14 protein-coding genes are annotated in these 16,824 nt (G+C 72.4%); 9 read left to right on the top strand and 5 right to left on the bottom strand.

Going from position 1 to position 16,824, the window contains the following annotated elements:
• Positions 1 to 3: 3 nt before the first annotated feature.
• The 5 genes from ABD194_RS06320 to ABD194_RS06300 all read right to left on the bottom strand — a co-directional run bounded on the left by ABD194_RS06320 (position 4) and on the right by ABD194_RS06300 (position 6,547).
• The gene (locus ABD194_RS06320) at positions 4 to 1,005 is read right to left on the bottom strand and encodes an AAA family ATPase (RefSeq protein ID WP_343989157.1); all 1,002 of its coding nucleotides are present in this window, start codon (positions 1,003 to 1,005) and stop codon (positions 4 to 6) included.
• Positions 1,006 to 1,008: 3 nt separating this feature from the next.
• The gene (locus tag ABD194_RS06315; protein WP_343989155.1) at positions 1,009 to 1,602 is read right to left on the bottom strand and encodes a hypothetical protein; all 594 of its coding nucleotides are present in this window, start codon (positions 1,600 to 1,602) and stop codon (positions 1,009 to 1,011) included.
• The gene (locus tag ABD194_RS06310) at positions 1,599 to 2,399 is read right to left on the bottom strand and encodes a DUF4129 domain-containing protein (protein WP_343989153.1); all 801 of its coding nucleotides are present in this window, start codon (positions 2,397 to 2,399) and stop codon (positions 1,599 to 1,601) included. The genes ABD194_RS06315 and ABD194_RS06310 overlap by 4 nt, the downstream gene beginning before the upstream one ends.
• A gap of 101 nt (positions 2,400 to 2,500) precedes the next feature.
• A complete protein-coding gene (gene valS, locus ABD194_RS06305; protein ID WP_343989151.1) occupies positions 2,501 to 5,155 on the bottom strand; it encodes a valine--tRNA ligase in 2,655 nt (884 codons plus the stop codon).
• A gap of 117 nt (positions 5,156 to 5,272) precedes the next feature.
• Positions 5,273 to 6,547, bottom strand: coding sequence for a DUF2207 family protein (locus ABD194_RS06300; RefSeq protein ID WP_343989149.1), 1,275 nt, complete (start codon positions 6,545 to 6,547; stop codon positions 5,273 to 5,275).
• A gap of 78 nt (positions 6,548 to 6,625) precedes the next feature.
• On the opposite strand from ABD194_RS06300, the gene ABD194_RS06295 reads away from it, so the two are divergent.
• The 9 genes from ABD194_RS06295 (at position 6,626) to ABD194_RS06255 (ending at position 16,821) form a co-directional block, all read left to right on the top strand.
• On the top strand, positions 6,626 to 7,399 hold the full coding sequence (locus ABD194_RS06295) for a lysophospholipid acyltransferase family protein (protein ID WP_343989147.1): 774 nt from the start codon (positions 6,626 to 6,628) through the stop codon (positions 7,397 to 7,399).
• 94 nt (positions 7,400 to 7,493) lie between these two features.
• The gene (locus ABD194_RS06290) at positions 7,494 to 8,267 is read left to right on the top strand and encodes a TIGR03936 family radical SAM-associated protein (RefSeq protein ID WP_343989145.1); all 774 of its coding nucleotides are present in this window, start codon (positions 7,494 to 7,496) and stop codon (positions 8,265 to 8,267) included.
• Positions 8,268 to 8,476: 209 nt separating this feature from the next.
• Positions 8,477 to 11,860, top strand: a complete 3,384-nt coding sequence (locus tag ABD194_RS06285; protein WP_343989143.1) for an Rne/Rng family ribonuclease — start codon at positions 8,477 to 8,479, stop codon at positions 11,858 to 11,860.
• Between the two features lie 142 nt (positions 11,861 to 12,002).
• Positions 12,003 to 12,311 carry a 50S ribosomal protein L21 gene (rplU, locus tag ABD194_RS06280; RefSeq protein WP_045190103.1) on the top strand — a complete coding sequence of 103 codons (309 nt, stop codon included), beginning with the start codon at positions 12,003 to 12,005 and terminating at the stop codon, positions 12,309 to 12,311.
• Between the two features lie 47 nt (positions 12,312 to 12,358).
• Positions 12,359 to 12,628, top strand: a complete 270-nt coding sequence (rpmA, locus tag ABD194_RS06275) for a 50S ribosomal protein L27 (protein WP_030200289.1) — start codon at positions 12,359 to 12,361, stop codon at positions 12,626 to 12,628.
• Positions 12,629 to 12,762: 134 nt separating this feature from the next.
• Positions 12,763 to 14,292 carry a GTPase ObgE gene (gene obgE / locus ABD194_RS06270; protein ID WP_343989135.1) on the top strand — a complete coding sequence of 510 codons (1,530 nt, stop codon included), beginning with the start codon at positions 12,763 to 12,765 and terminating at the stop codon, positions 14,290 to 14,292.
• A gap of 128 nt (positions 14,293 to 14,420) precedes the next feature.
• The gene (locus ABD194_RS06265; protein ID WP_343989134.1) at positions 14,421 to 15,545 is read left to right on the top strand and encodes a sensor histidine kinase; all 1,125 of its coding nucleotides are present in this window, start codon (positions 14,421 to 14,423) and stop codon (positions 15,543 to 15,545) included.
• Between the two features lie 53 nt (positions 15,546 to 15,598).
• Positions 15,599 to 16,357 (top strand): LytR/AlgR family response regulator transcription factor, encoded by a 759-nt coding sequence (locus ABD194_RS06260; protein WP_343989644.1) that lies wholly within the window; start codon positions 15,599 to 15,601, stop codon positions 16,355 to 16,357.
• Positions 16,354 to 16,821: a hypothetical protein gene (locus tag ABD194_RS06255; protein ID WP_343989132.1), complete on the top strand. Its 468-nt coding sequence runs from the start codon at positions 16,354 to 16,356 to the stop codon at positions 16,819 to 16,821. The genes ABD194_RS06260 and ABD194_RS06255 overlap by 4 nt, the downstream gene beginning before the upstream one ends.
• Positions 16,822 to 16,824 lie beyond the last annotated feature (3 nt).

The following is a 16,824-nucleotide window of genomic DNA, read 5'->3' as shown; positions in this document are numbered from 1 at the left end:
CGGTCAGCCCGCCGCCGGGCGCTGGGTGGCGCCCTGGGCCAGGTGCTCGCGGGCGGACGGGGCCGCGACCGTTCGCAGCAGGCTCTCGACGACGCTGCGCCCTGACGCGTTGCTCATCCACAGCTCGGGCTTGACCGTGATCCGGTGGGCGAGGACGGGCACGGCGACGGCCTTGACGTCCTCGGGGGTGACGTAGTCGCGGCCGTCGACCACGGCATACGCCCGCGAGCAGAGCAGCAGGCCCAGGGCACCACGCGGCGAGGCGCCCATCAGCACGTCACCGTGGGTGCGGCTGGCGGCGGCGAGGGCCACGCAGTAGCGACCGACCGACTCGTCCACGGCGGTCGCCTCGACGGCGGCCTGCATCGCCAACAGCTGTCCGCCGTCGACGATGCGCTGCAGCTCCTGCTCCTCCCGTCGGCGCGCCATCCGGTTGGACAGGATCTCCCACTCCTCGTCGAGGGTGGGGTAGCCGAACGAGACGCGCATGAGGAAGCGGTCGAGCTGGGCCTCGGGCAGCGGGTAGGTGCCTTCGTACTCGACCGGGTTGGCGGTGGCGAGCACGTGGAAGGGCTGCGGCAGCGGGAACGTGCGCCCCTCGACGGTCACCTGCTTCTCCTGCATGGCCTCGAGCAGGGCGGCCTGCGTCTTGGGCGGCGTGCGGTTGATCTCGTCGGCGAGCAGCAGCCCGGTGAAGAGGGGGCCGGCCCGGAACGCGAACTCGCCGACCCGCTGGTCGTAGATGAACGAGCCGGTGATGTCACCGGGCAGCAGGTCGGGGGTGAACTGGGCGCGCTTGAAGTCCAGGCCGAGCGTCTGCGCGAAGCTGCGCGCGGCCAGCGTCTTGCCGAGGCCGGGGAAGTCCTCCATGAGGACGTGGCCGCCCGCGAGGATCCCGGACAGCACGAGCCGCAGCGACTCGCGCTTGCCCACGACGGCGCGGTCGACCTCGTCGAGGACGGCGCTGCTCAGCTCGCTCACCTGGCGAAGGCTCATCTCGGTCATGGGCTACCACTGCTCGATTCGTCGGAGGATGGGGTCGAGGACCTGGGGGCGGTAGAGGTCCGGTGGCGGGAGCCCGACGAGCAGGTCCCAGAGCTCCGGCGGCGTCACCGACTGGGCCCACCTGGGCTCCTCCTCGGCGACGATGCCGTACTTGGTGAAGAGCCGTTCGCGGACGAGCACCTGCAGCTGCAGGTGGAGGTCGTGCACGATGCTCTCGCGTCCCTCCCGGCGGGTGTCGGCGGCCTCGAGGCGGCCGGCGAGGTTGGTGACGCGGAAGTCGTTGCCGCGGCTGTGGCCGCTGAAGTCGCCGTCGACGAGCGGCCACAGGGTCAGGTGCTGCGGCGCCGTGTGGTCGATGACGTGCCACAGCAGCAGCGCGACGGCCAGCAGGATCGCCAGGAGCACGGGCACGTCGGGGGCCAGGCCCAGGGCTGCGGTGAGCACCGACAGGCCGACCCACGTCAGCACCAGGCCGACGAGGCGCCGGCGCCACGGCCGCAGCGTGGCCCGGAGCGCGTCCAGCCGCGTCGGCTCGGGGCGCACGATCCCGGAGGGGAGCGGCTCCCGAGGACGTATGCCGTCCGGCCGGCTGGTCATGCGCCCTCGTTCCCTGCGTGGCCGGCTCTCCGGCCGGTCGCCTGGCCGTCGGCGGGGGCGCCGGTGGTGCCGCCGGCGTGGGCGGCCGCCTCGGCCGCGCGTTGTTCGGCCTGCCGGGCGGCGACGTGCTCGAGGTCCGCGATCAGCACGCCGAGATCGGCCACGGCGCGCTCGCGGTGGCTCTCGCCGAGTGGGTGGACCGAGAAGCGGGCCTCGCGGTAGAGGGCGGCGAGGTCGTCGAGGCGCTCGGAGTCGACGGGCCACACGCGGATGACCCGCTCGGTGTACTCCCTCGAGGTCTCGGCCGCCAGGCGAGGCAGGCCGGTGGCAGCGGCGGAGGTCTCGAGGCCGATCCACGCGGCGACGATCGCGTTGCGCGGCTCCCCGGTCTCAAGCCCACGCAGGTGGTCCCGGGCGGCGCGGAGCAGCTCGGACGGCACGAGGGGGATGGCGAAGTCAGGCTCCGCGTGGCGTTCGAGCTGGGGGCGACGGCGCAGCAGCGAGCGCACCAGCTGGACGAGGGCCAGGAGGATGACCACCGCCACGAAGACGAGGACGACCTGCAGGAGGACGACCAGCAGCGGCGAGGGGTCGAACGGCGTCGGCTGGCCCGCCGACGTCGGCGCCTGCGTGCTCGTCGACGTCGCCAGCGTCGTGAAGGTCGGGATGGGGGCGCGCGTCTCGGGGTCCACCGGCCGGGAGAGCAGCGGGACGGGTTGCCCCATGGCCGCCACGACGAGCGCGGCCATGACGACGGCACCGCCCGCGATGGTCGCGCCAAGCCCCCGTCTCGACATGCGAGGACCCTAGTGCAGTGTGGCTGCCCGCAGCGGTATTGCCTGCCGATCGTTGCCGTCCCGGGACATCGGGCGGCAACGACCGGCGGGCGGACGTCGCATCAGGCCTGGGCGGGCGCCTTCTCGACGGGGACGAGCTCGGCGTCACGGACCTCGACGGCCTCGCCCTCGGCATACGCCAGCTCGCTGATGCGTCCGGTGGCGCGCAGGTCCGCCTCGGCCGACTGCACGTGGGCGAGGGAGGCCGCCGGGGCGAGCAGCGTCATGCTGCGCACCTCGGCGCGCATGCCGACCTTGGCCTCGGACTTGACCTTGCGAACCCCCGCGAGGGCGGCGCCGACGGAGGCGAGCAGAGCAGGGTCGCCGCCGGACGGAAGGTCCTCGCGCGTCGGCCACGCCTGGCGGTGCACCGAGCCCGCGCCGAACCAGGACCAGACCTCCTCGGTGGCGTAGGGCAGGAACGGAGCGAGCAGGCGCAGCAGCGTCTCGAGCGCGAGGCGCAGGGCGGCGCGGGCGCTGGCCGCGCCTTCAGGGCCCTGGCCGCCGTAGGCGCGGTCCTTGACGAGCTCGAGGTAGTCGTCGCAGAAGGTCCAGAAGAAGCTCTCGGTGGCCTCGAGCGAGCGGGTGTAGTCCCACGCCTCGAAGCCGGCGGTCGCCTTGTCGACGACGTCACCGAGGGCGGCGAGCATCGCCAGGTCGAGTGGGTTGGTCACGGCGGCGTGCAGGTCGCCGTCGACGTCGCCGAAGGAGAGGGCGAACTTGCTCGCGTTGAGCACCTTGATCGCCAGGCGTCGCCCGACCTTCATCTGGCCGGTGTCGTAGGCGGCGTCGGTGCCGAGGCGGCCGGAGGCCGCCCAGTAGCGCACGGCGTCGGCGCCGTTGGCCTTGACGACGTCCTCGGGCGTCTCGGCGTTGCCCTTGGACTTGCTCATCTTCTTGCGGTCGGGGTCGAGGATCCAGCCGCTGATGGCGGCGTTGGTCCACGGCACCGAGCCGTGCTCGTAGTGGGCGCGCACGACCGTGGCGAAGAGCCACGTGCGGATGATGTCGTGGGCCTGCGGGCGCAGGTCCATCGGGAAGACGGCCTTGAACAGCTCGGGGTCGTTGCGCAGGACCGCGCCCTCGCCGACCGGCCAGCCGGCGGCGATCTGCGGCGAGAGCGACGACGTCGCCCACGTGTCCATCACGTCGGGGTCGGCGACGAACCCGCCGGGGACGCCCCGCTGGTCCTCGGTGTAGCCCTCCGGCACGTCGACCTGCGGGTCGACCGGGAGCGCCGAGGTCGGGGGAGTGATCGGGTGGTCGTGGTCGGCCTCGCCGTCGGCGTCGACGGGGTACCAGACCGGGAAGGGCACGCCGAAGAAGCGCTGGCGCGAGATGAGCCAGTCGCCGTTGAGCCCGTCGACCCAGTTGGTGTAGCGCGATCGCATGAACGCCGGGTGGAAGTCGACCTCACCGCCGCGCGCCACGAGGTCGGCCCGCAGGTCGGCGTCACGGCCACCGTTGCGGATGTACCACTGCCGCGAGGTCACGATCTCGAGCGGCTTGTCGCCCTTCTCGTAGAAGTTGGCCTTGCGCTGGGTCTTCTGCGGCTCGCCGTCGAGGTCGCCGGACTCGCGCAGGGCGGCGACGACGGCCTCGCGGGCGCTGAACGTCGTCTTGGTGGCGAGCGACCCGGCATACAGCTCCTCGCCCGGCCCGCCGGCGATCCACTCTGGCGTCTCTGCCTGGAGCCGGCCGTTGCGGGTGATGAGCGAGCGGATCGGCAGCTGCAGCTCGCGCCACCAGATCACGTCGGTGAGGTCTCCGAAGGTGCAGCACATGGCGATGCCGGCGCCCTTGTCCATCTCGGCGCCGCGGTGCGCGAGCACCGGCACCTCGACGTCGAAGAGGGGTGAGCGGACCGTCGAGCCGAAGAGGGGCCGGTAGCGCTCGTCGTCGGGGTGCGCGATGAGCGCGACGACCGACGGGATGAGCTCGGGACGCGTGGTCTCGATGTAGACGGGGTCAGCGCCGTCGCGGTGGAAGGCGACGCGGTGGTAGGCGCCGGGGTAGTCACGAGCCTCGAGCTCGGCCTGGGCGACGGCCGTCTGGAACGTCACGTCCCAGAGGCCGGGGGCCTCGCTCTGGTAGGCCTCGCCGCGCTCGAGGTTGTGCAGGAACGCCTGCTGCGCCACGGCGCGCGAGCGCGCGTCGATGGTGCGGTAGGAGATGTTCCAGTCGAGGCTGAAGCCCAGACGGCGGAAGAGCGACTCGAAGGTCACCTCGTCCTTGACCGTGAGCACGTCGCACAGCTCGATGAAGTTCTTGCGGCTGATCGGGCGCTGGTCGGCTGCCTTGATCGCCTTGCCCTTGGCGTCGACGCCCTCCTCGAACGGCGGCGTGAAACCCTCCTCGTAGGGCAGGCTCGCATCGCCGCGCACGCCGTAGTAGTTCTGCACGCGGCGCTCGGTCGGCAGGCCGTTGTCGTCCCAGCCGATGGGGTAGAAGACCTCGAGGCCCTGCATGCGCTTGTAGCGGGCCATGCAGTCGGTGTGCGTGTAGCTGAAGACGTGGCCCACGTGCAGGCTGCCGCTCGCCGTCGGGGGAGGGGTGTCGATGGCGAAGATCTGCTCGCGCGGGAGCGTCAGGGCCCTCTCGCGGTCGAAGGCGTAGGTGCCCTGCTCGGCCCATACCTGCATCCACTTCTCCTCGAGGCCGTCGAGCGATGGCCGCTCGGGGATCCGCGAGGTCGTGGTGTCAGGTGCGTCAGTCATGCGCCAATCCTTCCATGCGTCGCGGGGTGCCCTCGACCGGCTTTCCGGGGGACGACGGCCCGTCGAAGCGGGCGTATGCCGTGTCGCCGGCTCCATGCGCCGCCTCCGGCGTCGACCTCAGAAGTCGCACCCCGGCAGGTCGCAGCCCGGCAGGTCGCAGCCCGGCGCGTCGCAGCCGTCGCCACAGCCGGGCAGCCCATGGAAGGAGAAGAGCCCGTCGCTCGCGTCGACGAAGCCGTCCACCCCGTCGAGGACGTCGCCCGGGTCGGTGAACCAGGAGGACGCGTCGGTGATGTCTCCGAGCGCGTCCCCCAGTGAGAGGTCGCCGCCGTCCGGACCCGAGCCGCCGAAGTCGTACCAGTCCAGACCGTCGACGTAGTCGGACCAGTGGCTGTCCTTGGCGAGCTCGCGCAGCAGGTCGGCGAAGTGGGCCGTCAGGCCGAACGCCACGGCATACGGCAGGTAGCTCGACAGCAGTGCCCGCTTCTCCTCGAAGCGCAGGCGGTCCGCCTCCGCCGTGGCGAGGTACTCCCGGAAGCCGAGGGCCTCGATGCGCAGGGCGGTGCCCTCCGCGGTCCGCGGCGTGCGTGCCCCGCCCCAGCGGGCGAGGACCACCAGGGCGGCCACCAGCCCGACGAGAACCGGCGTCAGCGACCAGTCGTGCGCCTCGGCCAGGCCGGCGACGACGAGGACGGCGGTGACGAGCACGAGCGGCACGAGGACGGCGAGACCCACCGCGCGGGTCCGGCCGTTGCGGGCCCGCGGGTGACGGGAGTACCAGCCGCGCTCGACCACCTCCCGGTAGAGCCCGATCTGCGCCTCGCGCATCGTCATCGCGAACGAGCCCTTCAGTGCTGAGAGGCGCACGCGGTCGCGACCCTCGAAGACCCGGTCGAGGAGCAGCTGCTCGAACGCGGTGGGCATCTCCTCCGGAGCGGAGGCCGCTCGCCGCAGCTCCCAGTCGCGTGCCCGGGGCTCCTCTCGACCGTCCGTCTCGACGATGTGGAACCAGCCGCGCACGGCCAGGTCCAGCAGGGTCGCGCTGACGTCGTGGGGGTCTGCCACACCGTCGACGACCGTGCCGACCACTCCCGGTCGCACGTCCCGCGGCGGGGCGAAGGCGGGCGCGACCGTGCCCGACCACTCACCGCCGACCACGCGGTGGCGCGGGGCGTTCGCCGGGTCCGGAGGCAACAACCCCGGTGTCACGTCGTCGAACATCTCGTCACGCGCCCGCCACCACTTGACGAGAACCACGAGCCCGGCGAGCAGCAACGGGACGAGGCCGAGCAGGCAGGCCCCGACGAAGGTGTCCCGGTCCACGAGGGCCCGCGTGACGGCATACGGCATGGCGAAGGCGTGCGGCATGGCCGCTGCGACGGTCGCGACCACGTGCCCCCCTGTCCGTCGGCACGGCCCATCCGCCGCATCGATGTGCCGAAGCGTAGCGACGCAGGGCAGAGTGTCCCCATGGAGCCCGTCTACTCGTCCGTCATCGGATTCGCCCGCGCGGTGTTCGCGATGCAGGGGCTGAAGTTCACCATCGTCGGCGACGAGAACGTCCCGCGCGCCGGCGGAGCGGTGATGACGGTCAACCACACCGGCTACATGGACTTCGCCTACGCCGGTCTCGCGGCCCAGCCGTCGGGCCGGCTGGTGCGGTTCATGGCCAAGGACGGCGTCTTCGCCCACCCCGTCAGCGGCCCCCTCATGCGAGGGATGCACCACATCCCGGTCGACCGGACGGCCGGGGCCGCGTCGTACGCCGCCGCCGTCGACGCGTTGCGAGCGGGCGAGATCGTCGGGGTCTTCCCCGAGGCGACGATCTCGCGCTCGTTCGAGCTCAAGGAGTTCAAGACGGGCGCTGCCCGCATGGCCATCGAGGCCGGCGTGCCGATCCTGCCGGTCGTCCTCTGGGGCTCGCAGCGGGTCTGGACCAAGGGACACCCGCGGCACCTGGGCCGCACCAACGTCCCGATCATCATCCACGTCGGGGAGCCGATCCCCGTGGCGCCGGACGCCGACCCGGACGAGGTGACCCGGCAGTACAAGGGCGTCATGGCGGACCTGCTGGCGGTGGCCCGGGCGGCCTACGAACCACTCACCGGCGCCAACCTGAGATACCTCCCCGCGAGCATGGGTGGCACGGCGCCGAGCCTGGCCGAGGCGACCCGCCTCGACGAGGCCGAGGCCGCAGAGCGCCGGCGCCGGGCCGACGAGAGCCGCAGCGCTCCGGGTCGCTGAGGTCGGCCCGGTCGGGTCGGTCCGGTCGGTCCGGTCGCCCGCTCGTCCGGTCGGGGGTGCGAGCGGCCGCCCGCGTCGCCGGTAGCCTTCCCGCATGGCTCGTCAGGCACGTCAGCGCGTTCCCGAGGGTCCGGCGCCGGACCCCGCGGTCCAGAAGCTCCGGATCCGCTACACCAAACGGGGCCGGCTCCGCTTCACCTCGAGCCGGGACTTCCAGCGCGCGCTCGAGCGTGCTCTCCGACGGGCCGACGTGCCGATGGCCTTCTCGGCGGGCTTCCACCCGCACCCGAAGATCAGCTACGCGAACGCGGCGGCGACGGGAACGGCGAGCGAGGCGGAGTACTTCGAGATCTCCGTGACCCAGCGCGTCGACCCCGAGTCGGTCCGGGTGGCCCTCGACCAGGCACTGCCCGGGGGCATCGACATCCTCCAGGTCGTCGAGGCCGCGTCCGGCGCGCTCGCCGACCGGCTCGAGGCCAGCGACTGGGTCCTCGAGTTCGGGGAGCTGCCGCCGGAGGTCCTCGAGAGGGCCGTCGCGGCGCTCCTCGAGCGCGAGACGGCGGAGGTGACGCGCCTGACGAAGAGCGGGCCGCGCACCTTCGACGTCCGAGGCGCCATCGCCTCTGCCCGCGTGCTGGGACCCGGCGAGGAACGGCCGCTCGTGGGCGCGTCCGACGCGAGCGCACCGGACTGTGCGATACTGCGCATGGTCGTACGGCACACCACACCTGCTGTACGCCCCGACGACATCCTGACCGCGCTGCGTGAGATCGGCGACCTGCAGCCTCCGCGCCCACCACTGGTGACGCGACTGGCGCAGGGACCGCTCGACACCGCAAACGTGAGGGTGACCGACCCGTTGGAATGACCTGCCAGGTCATGACGACGAAACGGTTGCCGACCAGGAAGCCGACGGCACTCGAGAACGGGGCCGCGCCCAGCGCGAACCGTCTTCGGGTGTAGCGAGACGACTTCCGTCCCGCCGCACACGCGGCGCGACGACTGCTACCGCACTCGTGCGGTGTCGACGGCCCCGGCCGCGTGTGGGTCGCACCGCACCTGACGGGAGGTTGCCTGATGGCACCCAACGACGACACCAACCCAGGCCAGGACGCCACCCTGTTCGCCGGCGAGCAGGGCATGGCCCCGGAGAGCTCCGACGGCACCACCACGAACGGCACCACCGCCTCGGGCGCCCTGAACAGTGAGGCCCTGAACAGCGAGGCCCCTGCACCGCGCCGCCGTGCCAGCAGGCGGGTCACCAAGAAGGCGTCCGCACCGGCGCCCTCGACCGACTCCTCGGCCGAGCCCTCCGCCCAGCCCTCCGCCGACGCCACGCCGACCGACGAGCCCGCTCCCGCCCCGAGTGCCGGGACGAGCGAGCCCGCCACTGCCTCGCACAGCGCTTCGGCGGCCACGGACGGCGAGCCCCAGCAGCTCCAGGAACCGCAGGAGGCGAAGCGGCCGGCGCGCAAGCGCGCGACGCGCAAGAAGGCCGAGCCGGCCGAGGGCGCCGCACCCGCGGCCCGGACCACGAAGCGCGGCTCACGCGCCAAGGCCGACCGAGCCAGCGCGGCCGTCGAGGAGCTCGTCGCCGACGTGCTCTCCGGCGAGCCGGTCCTCCCGTCACACGGCGGGGACGGCGACCGGTCGCTCCCAGAGCCTGCGGGGGCCGACACCGTCGACCGCAGTGCTCCCGCCGACGTGGAGACGCTCGCGGAGGACGCCGAGACGGACGTGACGCCGGAGGTCGACGCCGAGGCCGAGACGGACGAGGAGCAGACCACGCACGAGACCGAGGCCGAGGCGCCGCGGGCGGTCGTGCCCAGCTTCAGCGTCCTCTTCCAGGCGCCTGACGCGAGCAAGGCCGTGCCCACGCGCCGCCGCCGCGGCGCTCCCGTGCCGGAGGCCGAGGAGCAGGCCCACGAGGCAGCCGTCCCCGAGGAGGAGGAGCTGCACCGGGAGCGCGAGGAGGAGCCGAGGAACGCCGACGGCCGCCCGGACCAGGGGGACGAGCTCGACGAGGAGAGCAGCCCGCGCCGCTCGCGCCGCCGTCGCGGCGGCAAGGGCCGACGCGGGCGTGCCTCCGACGAGGACGACCTGCAGGAGCAGGGCTCCGACTCGGTCGAGCACGAGGACTCGGACGACGAGCGCCAGTCGCGCCAGTCGCGCCGGTCCCGGGACTCCGGTGAGTCGGCAGAGGCTGCCTCCGCGAGCGAGGCGGACGCGGATGGCGACAACGAGTCCGAGGACGCGAACGGCTCGAGCCGTCGCCGTCGTCGCCGCCGCCGGGCCGGCTCCGCGGCCGAGGCAGCCGACGAGACGCCCAACGTCTCCCTACGGGTGCGGCAGCCGCGCGCCCAGAGCGACGAGCCTGTGGCCGTCAAGGGCTCCACGCGCCTCGAGGCCAAGAAACAGCGCCGACGTGAGGGCCGCGAGGCCGGCCGCCGACGCACCATCATCACCGAGGCCGAGTTCCTCGCCCGCCGTGAGGCGGTCGACCGCGTCATGGTCGTGCGCAACAAGGACGGCCGCACCCAGATGGGCGTCCTCGAGGACGGCGTGCTCGTCGAGCACTACATCGACCAGGCCACCAACGTGTCGATGGCCGGCAACATCTACCTCGGCCGGGTCCAGAACGTCCTCCCCTCGATGGAGGCCGCGTTCGTCGACATCGGCAAGGGCCGCAACGCGGTGCTCTACGCCGGTGAGGTGAACTGGGACGCCGCGGGCCTCGAGGCCAACCAGCCCAAGCGCATCGAGCACGCGCTCAGCTCGGGCCAGACGGTCCTCGTCCAGGTCACCAAGGACCCCATCGGCCACAAGGGTGCACGCCTGACCTCGCAGATCTCACTGCCGGGGCGCTACCTCGTCTACGTGCCCAACAGCTCCATGACCGGCATCAGCCGCAAGCTTCCCGACACCGAGCGTGCCCGCCTCAAGAAGATCCTGCGCGAGGTCGTGCCCGAGTCCGCCGGTGTCATCGTGCGCACGGCTGCCGAAGGCGCGAGCGAGGAGGAGCTGCGCGCCGACGTCGAGCGCCTCACCCGCACGTGGGAGGACATCCAGGCCAAGGCGGAAGCGGCGTCGTCCCCCCGCGCCGGCAAGAGCAAGGGCAAGAAGAAGAACGGTGGCTCCGGGTCGGCGAACGCCGGCCAGGCGCCGATGCTGCTGCACGGCGAGCCCGACCTGACCGTCCGGGTCATCCGCGATGTGTTCAACGAGGACTTCAAGCAGCTCGTCGTCGCCGGCGAGCAGGCCTGGAACGAGATCCACCCCTACATCTCGTCGGTCGCGCCCGATCTCGCCGACCGCGTCACGAAGTGGTCGTCCGAGGAGGACCTCTTCACCCACCACCGCGTCGACGAGCAGCTCTCCAAGGCCATGGACCGCAAGGTGTGGCTGCCGAGCGGCGGCTCGCTGGTCATCGACCGCACCGAGGCGATGACGGTCGTCGACGTCAACACCGGCAAGTTCGTCGGCTCGGGCGGCAACCTCGAGGAGACGGTCACCAAGAACAACATCGAGGCCGCCGAGGAGATCGTGCGCCAGCTGCGGCTGCGCGACATCGGCGGCATCATCGTCATCGACTTCATCGACATGGTGCTCGAGAGCAACCGCGAGCTCGTTGTGCGTCGCCTGCTCGAGTGCCTGGGTCGCGACCGCACCAAGCACCAGGTCGCCGAGGTCACCTCGCTGGGTCTCGTCCAGATGACGCGCAAACGTGTCGGGTCGGGCCTGATCGAGGTCTTCTCCGAGACGTGCGAGCACTGCAACGGGCGCGGCTTCATCATCCACACGGACCCCGTCGACAAGGGCGCGCACCCGCACGAGGCGAGCCAGCCGGAGAGCAGCGGCGGCAGCCGTCGTCGTGGCCGCGGCCAAGGCGCCAACGGCAACGGCAACGGCAACGCCGGTGTCAACGGCGGCCAGTCGGCGCCGGCCGTCCAGGCGACCAGCGAAGCCAAGGGCGGCCCCACCGCGGCGCAGATCGCCGCGGCGGCCCACGCAGCCGCCCTCAAGAGCGCGTCCGGCCAGCCCGCAGGGGAGGCCGCCGCGGATGCGGTCGCCGAGGTCCAGGCGCAGGCCAGCGCCGACTCCCAGCCCGAGTCCGAGTCCGTGCCCGAGGCGCAGCCGAAGACCGGCGCCGCCTTCCCCGAGGACGCCGGTCCGTGGTCGGGAGACGACGCCCACGCGAGCGACTCGGGCGACGGCCAGGCCACACAGGGCGGCACGCACGTCGAGCTCGAGTCGGACGACGCCGCGCCTGCCGGCGCCACCACCGAGACCGCGCCCGAGGTGGCTGTCGAGACGACGGGCAGTGCCCCGGTCCAGGCCGCCGTCGACGTCCAGCCCGCCGCCCGCGGTCGGCGTCGTCGCGGCCGTGTGGTGGCCCCGGCGGGCCCGCCGCGTGCCCACGCGGAGTCCGGTGCCGACGAGGAGGGGTCCCACCAGGCCTGACCGGGCCTGACCTGGCCCGACCTCGGTTTGGAGCTGGGAGCTCCCAGCCGGTAATCTTGCTCCTTGGTGCGCCCACCGGGCCCGTGTTGACGGGCCGGTGCCGAAAGCGGCGTCTCCAACCCTGATGAAAGTGAGTTTCACTGTGTACGCGATTGTTCGCGCTGGCGGTCGCCAGGAGAAGGTGTCGGTGGGCGATGTCCTGCTCGTCGACAAGGTGACGGGTCAGCCCGGCGATGCCATCGAGCTCACGCCGCTGCTCCTCGTGGACGGGACCACGGTCACGTCCGACGCCGACAAGCTGTCGAAGGTGTCGGTCAAGGCCGAGGTCGTCAAGGCCGCCAAGGGCCCCAAGATCGTCATCATGAAGTACAAGAACAAGACCGGCTACCGCAAGCGTCAGGGCCACCGTCAGCCGCTGACCCAGGTCAAGATCACTGACATCACCGCGTGATCGACGCCTGACGGCTCGGCACAGAACGTCCTCAAGGAGTAACTGACATGGCACACAAGAAGGGTGCGTCCTCGACCCGCAACGGTCGCGACTCGAACGCACAGTTCCTCGGCGTCAAGCGTTTCGGTGGCCAGAAGGTCAACGCGGGCGAGATCCTCGTCCGTCAGCGCGGCACGCACTTCCACCCGGGTGAGGGTGTGGGTCGCGGTGGCGACGACACGCTGTTCGCCCTCGTCGCCGGCGCCGTGAAGTTCGGCACCAAGCGTGGCCGCAAGACGGTCAACATCGAGCAGCCGGAGACCGCGGCCGCTGAGTGATCGCGTGATCACGCACTGAGCTTTTTCCGGAAGGGCGGGCCCGCGCGGCCCGCCCTTCCGCCTTTCCCGGGCGACCCGGCCTATGCCATCTTGCGTATGCCGTGAGCCCACCTGATCTGGAAGAGTGACCCCCCATGGCAGTGACCTTCGTCGACCGCGTGGTGCTGCACCTCAGCGCCGGAGCCGGCGGCCACGGCGTCGCCTCCGTCAAGCGCGAGAAGTTCAAGCCGCTCGGCGGCCCCGACGGTGGCAACGGCGGGCGCGGTGGCTCCGTCATCCTGCGCGTCGACCCGTCGGCCACGACGCTGCTCGACTACCACCGCCACCCGCACCGCAAGGCCGGCAACGGCGCGCCCGGCGCCGGCGACGAGCGCAACGGCGCCGACGGCGAGGACCTCGTGCTGGCCGTGCCGCAGGGCACCGTCGTCAAGGACCGGTCCGGGCAGATCATCGTCGACCTCGTCGCGATGGGCACCGAGCACGTCATCGCCGCCGGCGGTCGCGGGGGCCTCGGCAACAAGGCCCTCTCCAGCGCGCGGCGCAAGGCACCCGGCTTCGCCCTGCTCGGTGAGCCGGGCGAGGACGTGGAGGTCGTGCTCGAGCTGAAGTCGCTCGCCGACGTCGCCCTCATCGGCTTCCCGAGCGCGGGCAAGTCCTCGCTCGTCTCGGTGCTGTCGGCCGCCAAGCCCAAGATCGCCGACTACCCGTTCACGACCCTCGTGCCCAATCTCGGCGTGGTGACGGCCGGCTCCAGCCGCTTCACGATCGCGGACGTGCCGGGCCTCATCCCGGGGGCCCACGAGGGCAAGGGGCTCGGCCTCGAGTTCCTGCGCCACGTCGAGCGCTGCTCGGTGCTGGTCCACGTCATCGACTGCGCGACGCTCGAGCCGGGCCGCGACCCGATGAGCGACCTCGACGTCATCGAGAACGAGCTGTCCCTCTACGTCCCCGACGCGGACCTCGGCGGGCGACCGCTCGCCGAGCGCACGCGGATCGTCGTGCTCAACAAGGCCGACGTGCCGGAGGCGCGCGAGCTGGCCGAGATGGTCAAGCCCGACCTGGAGGCTCGCGGACTAGAGGTCTTCATCGTCTCAGCCGTGGCCCACCAGGGCCTGCGCGAGCTCACCTTCGCCATGGCCCGCCACGTGGAGGACGCACGCAAGGAGATCGAGGCCGAGGCTGCGATGCCCAAGCGGGTCGTCCTGCGGCCGCGCTCCGTCGACGACAAGGGCTTCACCGTCACGCGCGAGGAAGGCCCCGAGGGCGTCTTCTACCGCGTCACGGGCGACCGGCCCGTGCGCTGGGTGCGCCAGACCGACTTCAGCAACGACGAGGCCGTCGGCTACCTCGCCGACCGCCTGGGTCGTCTCGGCGTCGAGGAGGAGCTGTTCAAGGTGGGCGCCGTCGCCGGCGACACCGTGGTCATCGGCGCGACCGACGACGCCGTCGTCTTCGACTGGGAGCCGACGCTGCAGGCCGGCGCCGAGCTGCTCGGCTCGAGGGGGACCGACCTGCGACTGTCCGAGTCCGCGCGACCGACGCGTGACGAGAAGCGCGAGGCCCAGAAGGACCGCTACGCCGCGCGCGCGGCGACGCAGGAGGAGCTCGAGTCGGAGCGCCGGTCCGGGCTGTGGCACCTCGCCGCCGACGAGGACGACGCCTGACCGCACGCTTCTACGACGTTCCGCATTCCTGGGCCGCCGCCAGCGCTTCGGCGCGCGGGCGACGGCATACGGAAACGGCGTGCAACACGTGCCCACGCGACGTTCCGGGCGCCCTCTAGGGTGTGGCCATGAGCTCGTGGGGCGCGCTGCTGCGTCGCGGTCACCTCGGCACCGAGGCCGACCGCGCCACCTACCGCACCCTGCACACGGCGCTGCTGGCCTCGCCGCCCCTGCGCAGGGGCCTGAGCGCCGCCGCGGCCGAGAAGTCCCTCAAGCACCTGCGCGCCCTGCTGGGTGCCCCGGCCGTGGCGATGACCGACACGTCGGGCCTGCTCGCCTGGGACGGTGGCCGCTCACACCATGCGAGCCAGCCGGCCGTCATCGCCGCCGGCACCCTCGAACACGGTCGCACCACGGTCGTCGACGGGGCCGACGTGGCGTGCGCGGAGTCGTCGTGCGTGGTGCGCCAGGCGATCGTCGCGCCGCTCGGCATCGACGAGAAGGTCGTCGGCACGCTGCAGGTCTTCACCGGCCTGGCGTCGGCGAGCCTGGTGCGGGCGACCGACGAGGTCGCCCGGTGGGTCTCGGGGCAGCTCGAGCTCGCCGAGCTCGACGCCTCACGCAACCGCCTGATGGAGGCCGAGGTGCGCGCCCTCCGCGCCCAGATCAGCCCGCACTTCGTCTACAACTCGCTGACGGCGATCGCGTCGTTCACGCGGACCGACCCCGAGCGGGCCCGCGAGCTGCTCCTCGACCTCGCCGAGTTCACCCGCTACTCCTTCCGTCGGCACGGCGAGTTCACGACCCTGGCCGAGGAGCTGCGCTCGATCGAGGCCTACCTGGTCATCGAGAAGGCTCGTTTCGGCGACCGGCTGCGGGTGACGGTGCGGGTGGCGCCGGAGGTGCTCCCCGTCGTCGTGCCGTTCCTGTGCCTGCAGCCACTCGTCGAGAACGCCGTGCAGCACGGCATCGAGGGCCGCGCGGGTGACGGCGAGGTGAGCATCACCGCCCAGGACGCCGACCACGAGTGCGTCGTCACGATCGAGGACGACGGCGTGGGGGAGGACCCGGAGAGGGTCCGCCGAGTGCTGGCCGGCGACCCGAGCAGCGGGTCGGTGGGACTGGCCAACGTCGACGAGCGCCTCCGCACGGCTTTCGGCGACGACTACGGCCTGGTGGTGGAGACGGCGCCGGGCGCGGGCACGAAGGTGGTCGTGCGGCTGCCCAAGTTCCGGCCGGGGGTGCACCTGTGACCTCCTCCTCCGCCGTGCCACCCTCACCAGCCGGCGCACCGGCCCCGCCGGCGCTGCCCAACGGGGCGCCGCCGCTCCGAGTGCTGGCGGTCGACGACGAGGCGCCGGCGCTCGACGAGCTGGCGTGGATGCTCGGCCGTCACGAGTGCGTGGGGCACGTCGTGCCCGCCGGCTCCGGCGAGGCGGCGCTGCGCGTGCTCCACGAGGAGCAGGTCGACGCGGTCTTCCTCGACGTGCAGATGCCGGGCCTGAGCGGTCTGGACCTGGCGCGTGTCCTCTCCCGCTTCACGACCCAGCCCCCGATCGTCTTCGTGACGGCCCACGAGCAGCACGCGGTCGACGCCTTCGAGCTCAACGTCGTCGACTACGTCCTCAAACCGGTCCGGGACGAGCGGCTCGACCGGGCGGTGCGACGGGTCGTGCGCCAGCTGCACGGGCGCGAGCCCGCCGCGTCGCCTGCCGACGAGAGCATCGTCGTCGAGCTCGGGGGAGTCAGCCGGCTGGTGCCGCGCTCCGAGGTGCTCTTCGTCGAGGCGCAGGGTGACTACGCCCGGCTGCACACGGCCACCGGCAGCCACCTCGTGCGAGTGCCGTTGACGGCCCTGGCGGACCAGTGGCGTGAGGCCGGCTTCGTGCGGATCCACCGTTCGTCGCTGGTGGCGCTCGGGCACATCACCGAGTGGCGCACCGAGGGCGGACGCACGACCGTCGTCGCCGGAGGCCACGAGCTGGTGGTGAGCCGTCGGCACGCCCGCGAGCTGCGTGACCTGCTCGTCGGGCGCACCCAGCCGCTCGGCCGGTCCACGACATGAGCGCTCGCGACCCGTCGCGGCCCGACGGGCCCACCCGACGTATGCCGCCGGCTGCCGACGAGAGGCAGGTCCGGGCTGCCCCAGCCGAGGCCCGCGCGCCCGCACGGTCGCGCGTGCGAGTCACGAGCCCTCGTGCGTCCGCGGCGCGCACCCGCAGGCTGTCGGTCGCGTCGGAGATCGACGAGCAGACGCGAGTGGGCGAGGTCTACATCTCCTCGCTCATGCGCAGCCAGCTGAGGCTCGCGCTCGTGGTCCTGGTCGTGCTGGCCGCGACGCTGGGCCTGCTGCCCCTGGTCTTCCTGACCGTTCCGGCGGTCGCCGAGGTGCAGCTGCTCGGCGTGCCGCTGCCCTGGCTCCTGCTGACGGTCGCAGCCTTCGGGGAGATCATCCTCCTCGGGTGGTTCTACGTTCGGCGGTCCGAGCGCAACGAGGCCACCTTCAGCGACCTGCTCGCCGGCCGGTGAGGC

The sequence above is a fragment of the Terrabacter terrae genome (assembly GCF_039529575.1).
Lineage (GTDB): Bacteria > Actinomycetota > Actinomycetes > Actinomycetales > Dermatophilaceae > Terrabacter > Terrabacter terrae.
The sequence above is the reverse complement of the archived record's forward strand: the minus strand, read 5'-3'. Positions and strand labels throughout refer to the sequence as shown.

What these genes read in the sequence shown, in the direction of transcription:
- ABD194_RS06320 (WP_343989157.1), bottom strand. Translation starts at nt 1,005, where the DNA reads ATGACCGAGATGAGCCTTCGCCAGGTGAGCGAGCTGAGCAGCGCCGTC.
- obgE (WP_343989135.1), top strand. Translation starts at nt 12,763, where the DNA reads ATGGCAGTGACCTTCGTCGACCGCGTGGTGCTGCACCTCAGCGCCGGA.
- ABD194_RS06290 (WP_343989145.1), top strand. Translation starts at nt 7,494, where the DNA reads ATGGCTCGTCAGGCACGTCAGCGCGTTCCCGAGGGTCCGGCGCCGGAC.
- ABD194_RS06265 (WP_343989134.1), top strand. Translation starts at nt 14,421, where the DNA reads ATGAGCTCGTGGGGCGCGCTGCTGCGTCGCGGTCACCTCGGCACCGAG.
- rpmA (WP_030200289.1), top strand. Translation starts at nt 12,359, where the DNA reads ATGGCACACAAGAAGGGTGCGTCCTCGACCCGCAACGGTCGCGACTCG.
- ABD194_RS06255 (WP_343989132.1), top strand. Translation starts at nt 16,354, where the DNA reads ATGAGCGCTCGCGACCCGTCGCGGCCCGACGGGCCCACCCGACGTATG.
- valS (WP_343989151.1), bottom strand. Translation starts at nt 5,155, where the DNA reads ATGACTGACGCACCTGACACCACGACCTCGCGGATCCCCGAGCGGCCA.
- ABD194_RS06315 (WP_343989155.1), bottom strand. Translation starts at nt 1,602, where the DNA reads ATGACCAGCCGGCCGGACGGCATACGTCCTCGGGAGCCGCTCCCCTCC.
- ABD194_RS06285 (WP_343989143.1), top strand. Translation starts at nt 8,477, where the DNA reads ATGGCACCCAACGACGACACCAACCCAGGCCAGGACGCCACCCTGTTC.
- ABD194_RS06295 (WP_343989147.1), top strand. Translation starts at nt 6,626, where the DNA reads ATGGAGCCCGTCTACTCGTCCGTCATCGGATTCGCCCGCGCGGTGTTC.
- ABD194_RS06310 (WP_343989153.1), bottom strand. Translation starts at nt 2,399, where the DNA reads ATGTCGAGACGGGGGCTTGGCGCGACCATCGCGGGCGGTGCCGTCGTC.